The sequence below is a fragment of the Micromonospora yasonensis genome (assembly GCF_026013475.1).
Lineage (GTDB): Bacteria > Actinomycetota > Actinomycetes > Mycobacteriales > Micromonosporaceae > Micromonospora > Micromonospora yasonensis.
The window spans coordinates 1-1,790 of the sequence record NZ_JAPDPH010000433.1 but is presented as its reverse complement, the minus strand read 5'-3'; the positions used below and the strand labels follow the sequence as shown (position 1 = coordinate 1,790).

Annotated in this window: 2 protein-coding genes; both read left to right on the top strand. The window is 78.0% G+C overall.

Going from position 1 to position 1,790, the window contains the following annotated elements; genetic code table 11:
- Window positions 1-1,150 (top strand): sensor histidine kinase (locus tag ONA70_RS36115; protein WP_265010959.1); only part of this gene is annotated, 1,150 nt, incomplete at its 5' end.
- A 50-nt stretch (window positions 1,151-1,200) separates the two neighbouring features.
- On the top strand, window positions 1,201-1,790 hold a 590-nt coding region (locus ONA70_RS36110; protein ID WP_265010960.1), incomplete at its 3' end, for a response regulator.

Sequence of the window (1,790 nt, the reverse complement as noted above, 5' to 3'; positions counted from 1 at the left end):
GCTGCGCGAGCGGGCCCGGATCGCGCAGGAGATGCACGACTCGCTCGGCCACGACCTGAGCCTGATCGCGTTGCGGGCCGCCGGGTTGGAGCTGGCCGCCGACCTGGCCCCGGCCCACCGGGCCGCGGCCGGCGAGCTGCGGGCCAGCGTGGCGACCGCCACCGAACGGCTGCACGAGATCATCGGCGTGCTCCGCGAGGAGCGGTCCGGCTCCCTGCGCCCGGCCGACGAGACCGTGGCCGAGCTGGTCGACGGGGCCCGCGACGCCGGCATGGCGGTCGCGTTGCGGGCCGGCCTGGGCGACCACGAGCTGCCTCCGCGTACCGCGCACGCCGTGCACCGGGTGGTCCGGGAGGCGCTGACCAACGCCGCCCGGTACGCCCCCGGTGCCCCGGTGACCGTCACCGTGGAGCGCGCCGACGGCGAGGTGGCGGTCAGCGTGGTGAACGCCCGCCCGCCGGCGGGGCCGCTGCCGGGACCGGTCTCCCACGGCTCCGGGCTGCTCGCGCTGCGGGAACGGGTCCGGCTGGCCGGCGGCGCCTTCGACGCCGGTCCCCGGGCCGGCGGCTACGCGGTGGCCGCGCGGCTGCCGTTGACCGCCGAGCCGGCGGTCGAGGAGCCCGCTTCGTCCGTGCCGGACGGCGCTGCGCGCACCGGGCCGGGCGCCGACCCGATGGCAGACCTCCCCGTGCCCGTGGACCGGGCCGGCACGGCGTCGGTCCGTTCTTCGGGCGGCTGCGCCGGGGGCGGCGGGCTCGCCCGGCCGGTCGGGGAGGTCGACGCCCGCCGGACGTCCGACGACCGTCCCGCCGAGGCGGCGCGCCGGCTGCGGGACGCCCGGCGGCGGGCCCGGCGCAGCCTGCTGGTGGCGTTCGGCGCCCCGGCCGTCCTCGGGCTGGTGCTCGCCCTGGTCTACTACCCGCTCGCCACCGCCGGCGCGGTGCTCGACCGCACCGGGTACGAGCGGCTGCGCCTCGGCGACCCCCGGGACACCCTCGGGCTGCCCGAGCGGCAGGCGGACCCGCCCACCGCCGACGTCCCGGCGGGCTGCGAGTACTACACCGACGGGAACTTCCCCTTCGCGGAGCCGACCTGGCGGCTCTGCTTCTCCGACGGCCGACTGGTCAGCAAGGAGCGGATCACGCGGTGACCGACGACCACGGGCGCCCCCTGCGGGTGGTGCTCGCCGACGACGAGGCGATGGTGCGAGCCGGGGTGCGCGCCATCCTGGCCGCCGATCCCGGGATCGAGGTGGTCGGCGAGGCCGGGGACGGGCGGGCCGCCGTCGAGCTGATCCGCGCCCACCGGCCCCGGGTGGCGCTGCTGGACATCCGGATGCCCCGCTGGGACGGGCTGAGCGCGGCGGCCGAGATCCGCCGGCTGGTCCCGGAGACCGCCGTCGTCATGCTCACCACGTTCGGTGAGGACGACCTGATCGCCCGGGCGCTCGGCCACGGCGCGAGCGGCTTCCTGCTCAAGTCGGGCGACCCCCGGGAACTGCTCGCCGGGATCCGGGCGGTCGCCGACGGCGGGGCGTACCTGTCGCCCCGGGTGGCCCGCCGGGTGATCGAGCTGAACGGCGGGCGGATGGCCCGGACCCCGTACGCCCGGGACCGGCTGGCCGGCCTGACCGACCGGGAGCGGGAGGTGCTGGCGCTGGTCGGGGCGGGACTGTCGAACGCCGAGATCGCCCGCCGGCTGCACCTCGTCGAGGGCACCGTGAAGAGCTACCTGACCAGCGTCTTCACCCGTCTGGACGTGCGTAACCGGGTGCAGGCGGCGATCCTCGC